This is a genomic window from Falsiroseomonas sp. RANM36, from assembly GCF_056682175.1.
This window is the reverse complement of the sequence record NZ_JBWXTD010000005.1, coordinates 181359-187652: the sequence shown is the minus strand read 5'-3', so window position 1 is coordinate 187652 and position 6294 is coordinate 181359. Positions and strand designations below refer to the sequence as shown.

General features: G+C 72.2%; 5 protein-coding genes and 1 pseudogene. 3 read left to right on the top strand and 3 right to left on the bottom strand.

Annotation, left to right across the window (positions count from 1 at the left end; all coding sequences use genetic code 11):
- Positions 1–250, top strand: a pseudogene (locus tag AC1MIR_RS18810) (hypothetical protein); the annotation flags it as partial.
- A 37-nt stretch (positions 251–287) separates the two neighbouring features.
- On the opposite strand, the gene AC1MIR_RS18805 reads toward AC1MIR_RS18810, so the two are convergent.
- Together AC1MIR_RS18805 and AC1MIR_RS18800 are read right to left on the bottom strand one after the other, a co-directional pair.
- Positions 288–2312 carry a M3 family metallopeptidase gene (locus AC1MIR_RS18805; RefSeq protein ID WP_480029718.1) on the bottom strand — a complete coding sequence of 675 codons (2025 nt, stop codon included), beginning with the start codon at positions 2310–2312 and terminating at the stop codon, positions 288–290.
- A 21-nt stretch (positions 2313–2333) separates the two neighbouring features.
- On the bottom strand, positions 2334–3932 hold the full coding sequence (locus AC1MIR_RS18800) for an MBL fold metallo-hydrolase RNA specificity domain-containing protein (protein ID WP_480029717.1): 1599 nt from the start codon (positions 3930–3932) through the stop codon (positions 2334–2336).
- 64 nt (positions 3933–3996) lie between these two features.
- Between AC1MIR_RS18800 and AC1MIR_RS18795 the strand changes: the two genes are divergently transcribed.
- Together AC1MIR_RS18795 and AC1MIR_RS18790 are read left to right on the top strand one after the other, a co-directional pair.
- Complete coding sequence (locus AC1MIR_RS18795; protein WP_480029716.1) at positions 3997–4755, top strand: LOG family protein; 759 nt, start codon at positions 3997–3999, stop codon at positions 4753–4755.
- Between the two features lie 11 nt (positions 4756–4766).
- Positions 4767–5471 (top strand): SDR family oxidoreductase, encoded by a 705-nt coding sequence (locus AC1MIR_RS18790; protein WP_480029715.1) that lies wholly within the window; start codon positions 4767–4769, stop codon positions 5469–5471.
- 11 nt (positions 5472–5482) lie between these two features.
- Here the strand turns inward: AC1MIR_RS18790 and mmsB are convergent.
- Positions 5483–6294, bottom strand: an 812-nt coding sequence (mmsB, locus tag AC1MIR_RS18785) for a 3-hydroxyisobutyrate dehydrogenase (protein WP_480029714.1), incomplete at its 5' end; no start/stop codon positions are given.

The window sequence follows — 6294 nt, the reverse complement described above, 5'->3', positions numbered from 1 at the left end:
GGGTGGCGGGGGGGGGGGGGGGGCCGTGCGGCGCCCTTGGCGCCGCGGCGCCCCGCCGGCCGACCGCGTGGCGCGGATCGCGCGGGAAGCCAATGCGGCGCTGAACCAGCCGGAGCAGCGGCGCGCCCTGGAAGCCGCCGGCTTCCAGCCGGTCGGCTCGACGCCGGCCGAGTTCGCGGCGCTGCAGAAGGCCGAGATCGAGCGCTGGGGCGGCCTGATCCGCGAGCTCGGCATCCGTCCCGAAAGCTGAGCCGCGACGGGAGGGGCGAGGCCCCTCCCGCACATGGCTACGCCGCCAGGCCGCGCTTGCGCAGCAGCGCATCCACCCGCGGCGGGCGGCCGCGGAACTGCGTGTAGAGCTCCATCGGCTCGCGCGTGTCGCCGGCCTCGTAGATCGCCTTGAGGCGCGCGGCGAGCTCCGGGTGGAAGGGATCGCCCGCTTCCTCGAAGGCCTCGAAGCCGTCGGCATCCAGCACCTCGGCCCAGAGATAGAAGTAGTAGCCCGCCGCATAGCCGCCGCCGGCGAAGAGATGCCCGAAATGCAGCGGGCGATGCCGCAGCACGATCCCCTCCGGCATCCCGATTTCTTCGAGGAATTCCTGTTCGAAGGCGGCGATGTCGAGCGCATCGGGCTCGGCATGGCGATGCAGCGCAAGGTCCATCAGGGCGGAGGAGACGTATTCCACCGTCGCGAAGCCCTGCCCTTCGTTCCGCGCCGCCAGCAGTTTTTCGATCATCGCATCGGGCAGGGTCTCGCCCGTCGCGTGATGGCGGGCATGGGTGCGCAGCGTCTCCGGCACGGAGAGCCAGTGCTCCATCACCTGCGAGGGAAACTCCACGAAGTCGCCCAGCACCGCCGTGCCGGATTGCGAGGGATAGCGCGCGGTGCTCATCAGCCCATGCAGCGCGTGGCCGAATTCGTGGAACAGCGTGCGCGCATCGTCGAAGGACAGCAGCGTCGGCGACGACTTCGCCAGGTTGTTGTTGTTGACGATGATCGGCGAGACGCGGTCGCAAAAACTCTCGCCCACGCGAAAACTGCTCATCCAGGCGCCGGAGCGCTTGCCCACGCGGGCAAAATTGTCGAGCAGGAAGACGCCGCGATGCGCGCCATCGGCGTCCAGCACCTCGAAGGCGCGGACATCCGGGTGATAGACGGGGATGTCGGCGCGTTCCGCGAAGCTGAGGCCGAACAGGCGGCCGGCGGTCGTGAAGATCGCGCGCAGCATCGCCTCGAGCTCGAAGAAGGGCTTCAGCGCGGCGCCGTCGAGATCGTGCTTGGCGAGCCGCGCGCGCTCCGCCCAGTAGCGCCAGTCCCAGGCCTCGATGGGCTCGTTCTGGCCCTCGGCGCGGGCGAGCGCGGCGAGTTCGGCGCGCTCTTCGGCCGCGCGGCGCTTCGCCGGTTCCCAGGCGGCGCGCAGCAAGTCCTCCGCCGCCTCGGGGTGTTTCGCCATGGTGTCGGCCAGCCGGTACTCGGCATGGTCGGCATGGCCGAGCAGCCGCGCGCGCTCCGCCCGCAGCGCAAGAATTTCGCGCACCAGCGGTTCGTTGTCGCGCGCGGGATCGAGCGCGCCGCGCGCGACCCAGGCGCGCCAGGCGCGTTCGCGCAAATCACGCCGCGCCGAATAGGTCAGGAAGGGCTCGACCGAGGACCGCGCGAGGGTGATGACATGGCCCTCCGCACCACGCTCCTTCGCCGCCTGCGAGGCCGCCTCGCGCAGGAAGCCGGGCAGGCCGTCGAGGTCGTCCGCGCCGAGCACCATCTGCCAGGCGTTCTCGTCGGCCAGCACGTTCTGGCCGAAGGCGGTGTGCAGCACCGCGAGGCGGGCGGAGATTTCGGTCATGCGCGCCCGCGCGGCGTCGTCCAGCCCGGCGCCGCTGCGCAGCCGGTTCATGTGCAGCCGCTCCAGCAGGCGGAGCTGGTCCGGCTCCAGCCCGAGATTTGCCCGGCCTTCATGCAGCGCGGCGATGCGCCGGAAGGTCGCCGCATCCAGCGCGACCTCGGCGCGGTGGCGGGCGAGCTTCGGCGCCCAGTCGCGCTCCACCGCCTGCAGCGCGTCGGTGGCCTGGCTGGCGGCCAGGTTGAAGAAGGTGGCGCCGACGCGCGTCAGCAGCCCGCCGGCGCGCTCCAGCGCCTCCACCGTGTTGGCGAAGCTGGGCGGCGCGGGGTCGTTGCCGATCGCCGCGATCTCCGCGCGATGCGCGGCCAGCGCGGCCTCGAAGGCGGGCGCGAAATGCTCGGGGCGGATGCGGTCGAAGGGGGGCACGCCGAAGGGCGTGGTCCAGGGTTCGAGAAGCGGGTTGTCGGTCATGTCGGATATCTGGGCCGTGCGTCAGCCTGCGTCCAGCGCCTGCCGCAGGCGGCTGAGCAGGGCATCGCGCGCGGCCTCGTTCGGCGCCTTCTCCAGCGCCTCCTCGATCTGCAGCGCCAGCGCGGCGCGGGCGTTGTGCCAGTCCGGCAGGCCCACGCGTTCCGGCGCCAGGCGACGACCCTTCGAGCCGTCCTTGTCGCGCTCCGGCGCCGCGCCGGGGCGCAGCACGAAGGCCTCGTCCAGCAGCGGGCGGATCAGCGCCTCCTTCGCCACCAGGCCGCGGCCCAGCACGCGCTCGGCCAGCCCCTCGATCGCCTCTTCCTCGCCATGCACCAGGAAGACGCCGCCCGAGACGGGGCCGCGCGCTTCCAGCCAGCGCAGCAGTTCCGGGCCGTCGGCATGGCCGGAATAGCCCTCGATCATGGTGATGCGCGCGCCGACGCGGATGGGCTCGCCCTGGATGCGCACGCGGCGGGCGCCGTCCTGCAGCAGCCGCCCCAGCGTGCCCTGCGCCTGGAAGCCGACCAGCGCGACGATGGTGCGCGCATCCCACAGCTTCGCCTTCAGATGCGCGCGGATGCGCCCGGCCTCGCACATGCCGCTGCCGGCCAGGATCACGCGGAAGCCGTCCTGCCGCGCGAGCCGCGCGCTCTGCCGCCAATCCTCGACATGGTGGATGTGATGGTCGGCGAGCGCGGCGCGCATCGCCGCGCCATCCTCCAGCAGCGCGGCGTGCTTGGCGAAGACCGAGGTCGCGCGCTGCGCCAGCGGGCTGTCGAGATGGATCTCCGTCGGCGGCACCTGCTTCGCATGGATCAGCGTGACGAGGTCGAGCATCACCTCCTGCGCGCGCTCCACGGCGAAGATCGGAATCAGCAGCGCGCCGTTCTGGCGCGAGGCGTCGTTCACCAGCTTCGCCAGCTCGGCCCGCCGCGCCGCCGGGCCGATCGCGGGCCGGTCCTCGTCGCCATAGGTGCTTTCGAGGAAGACATGGTCCAGCCCCTCCGCCGGGCCTTCCGGGTCGCGCTGGATCGGGCCGAGATCGGGGCCGACATCGCCCGAGACGAGCACGCGCATCGGCCCTTCGTCGGTGGCGAAGTCCAGCTCGATGGAGGCCGAGCCGAGCATGTGGCCGGCATTCCACCAGCGCGCGCGCAGCCCGGGGACGGGCGTCACCCAGGCGCCGTACTCGGTCTTGCGGAAGGCCACCATCGTCCGTTCCGCATCCTCGGCGGTGTAGATCGGCTCCACCGGATCACGGCCGCGGCGGCGGTTGCGGCGATTGAGCTGCGCGACCTCGCTTTCCTGGATGCTGCCGGAATCGGGCAGCATGACCGAACAGAGGTCGCGCGTGGCGGTGGTGGCGTGGATCGCGCCCCGGAAACCCTGCCGCACCAGCTTCGGCAGCAGGCCGGAATGGTCGATATGCGCATGCGTCAGCAGCACGGCGTCGATGTCGGCGGGATCGAAGGGGAAGGGCTCGTAGTTCAGCGCCTTCAGCGTCTTCGGCCCCTGGAACATGCCGCAATCCACCAGCACGCGGCTGCGCTTCGTCTCGAACAGCAGGCTGAGGCCGGTGACCGTGCGCGCCGCGCCGCAGACCTTCAGGCCGATCGCCATGGTACCCCTCGCCTCACGCGCATCGAGGCGCCAGCATAGGCCGCGCCAGGCGCAGGAGGCGAGGATGGCAGCCAGGACACGGCACGGAACGCCCAGACACGGACCGAGCTTCGAGCTGGCGCTGTTCGACCGGGACTTCCTGCTCAGCCCCGCCATGCGCGGCGTGCGGCTGCAGGTGGAGTGCATGAAGGCGGACGAGGCGCTGCGCGACTGGGGCGTGCGCTCCACCATCGTCGTCTTCGGCAGCGCCCGCGTCGCCTCCGGCGGGGCGGACCGGCATGCGCGCTGGTACGAGCAGGCGCGGCGCTTCGGGCGCATCGCGTCGGAGCGCGGCGGCGCGCTGCATCCGGTGGCCGGCATCCGCGACAACGTGATCGCGACGGGCGGCGGGCCGGGGCTGATGGAGGCGGCGAATCGCGGCGCGCATGAGGCGGGCGCGCCGTCCATCGGCTTCAACATCCGCCTGCCGCGGGAGCAGCTGCCGAACCCCTTCACCACGCCGGAGCTGACCTTCCAGTTCCACTACTTCGCGATCCGCAAGCTGCACCTGGCGATGCGCGCCCGCGCACTGGTGATCTTCCCGGGCGGCTTCGGCACGCTGGACGAGCTGTTCGAGGTGCTGACCCTGCGCCAGGCCGGGCGCATGGGCGTGGTGCCGGTGGTGCTGGTGGACGAGGCCTATTGGCGCCGCCTGATCAACTGGGACGCGCTGGTGGAGGACGGCATGATCGGGCCGGAGGATCTCGGCCTGCTGCACTTCGCCGCGGATGCGGAGGCCGCGTGGCATCTGCTGGCGGAAGCCGGCGTTCGTCCCCGGGCATGACGGAGAGAACCATGGCGACGCAACGGGTGGCACTCGTCACGGGCGGCGCGCGGGGGATCGGCCTTGCCGTGGCGGAACGCCTGCTGCGCGAGGACTGGCGCGTGGTGGTGGCGGATCGCGACAAGCCGCCTGCCGGCCTCGCCGCGCGGCATGTCATTGCGGATGTCGCCGAGGAAGCCGCGGTGCGCGGGCTGGTGGCCGGCATCGCGCGGCAGGAAGGGCGGCTCGATGCGCTGGTCAGCAATGCCGGCTTCATGATCCGCAAGCCGATCCGCGACCTGACGCTGGCCGAGTGGCAAACGGTGATCGGCACCAACCTCACCGCGACCTTCCTGCTGGTGCGGGAGGCCGAGGCGATGCTGCGCGCGGCGAAGGGCGCGGTGGTCACCATCGCCTCCACCCGCGCGCACCAGTCGGAGCCGGACACGGAAAGCTACAGCGCCTCGAAAGGCGGGTTGCTGGCGCTGACACATGCGCTGGCGATCAGCCTCGGCCCGGATGTGCGGGTGAACTGCGTGAGCCCGGGATGGATCCACACGAAGGGCGCGGCGCTGCGGCCCGAGGACCATGCGCAGCATCCGGCGGGGCGGGTCGGGCGGCCGGAGGACATCGCCGCGCTGGTGGCCTGGCTGGTCGGGCCGGAGAGCGGTTTCGTGACCGGCGCGGAGTTCGTCAGCGATGGCGGGATGACGCGGAAGATGATCTATGTGGAGTAGAGGCGCCCGCCTTATCCGCCCCCGCGCAAGGTGCGGATGATCCCCGAGAAATCCACGCCGCCGTTCCCCGCCTCCACGAAGGCGCGGTACAGCTCCAGCGCCTTCGCGCCCATCGGCGTCTCGGCACCGGTCTGCGCCGCGGCCTCCGCCGCCAGTCCCAGATCCTTCAGCATCAGGGCGGCGGAAAAACCCGGGGCGTAGTCGCGGTTCGCGGGGCTTGCGGGCACCGGGCCGGGCACCGGGCAATAGTTCGTCACGCTCCAGGACTGGCCGGAGGATTTGGAGACCACGTCGAACAGCGCCTGATGCGTCAGGCCGAGCTTCTCGGCCAGCACGAAGGCCTCGCAGGTGGCGATCATGGTCGCCGCCAGGATCATGTTGTTGCAGGCCTTGGCCGCCTGCCCGGCGCCGGCGCCGCCGCAATGGATCGCGGCGCGGCCCATCTGCTTCAGCACAGGCTCGGCCGCCGCGAAGGCGGCATCGGGTCCGCCGACCATGAAGGTCAGCGTCGCAGCCTCCGCCCCCATCACGCCGCCCGAGACCGGCGCATCGAGGAAGGCGCGGCCGCATCCCGCCGCCACCTCCCGCGCGGTCGCGACATCGATGGTCGAGCAATCCACCAGCACCGCATCGGGCCGCGAGGCCGCGGCCATGCCGCCGGCGCCGAGCCAGGCCTCGCGCACATGCGACCCGGCCGGGAGCATGGTCACCACGAGGTCGGCACCGCGGGCGGCGGCGGCGGCGCGGCCGGCCGCCCGCGCGCCCCCCCCGCCGCCGCGCGCGCCCCGGGCCGGCCCGATGTCGAAGACCGCGACGCGGCTGG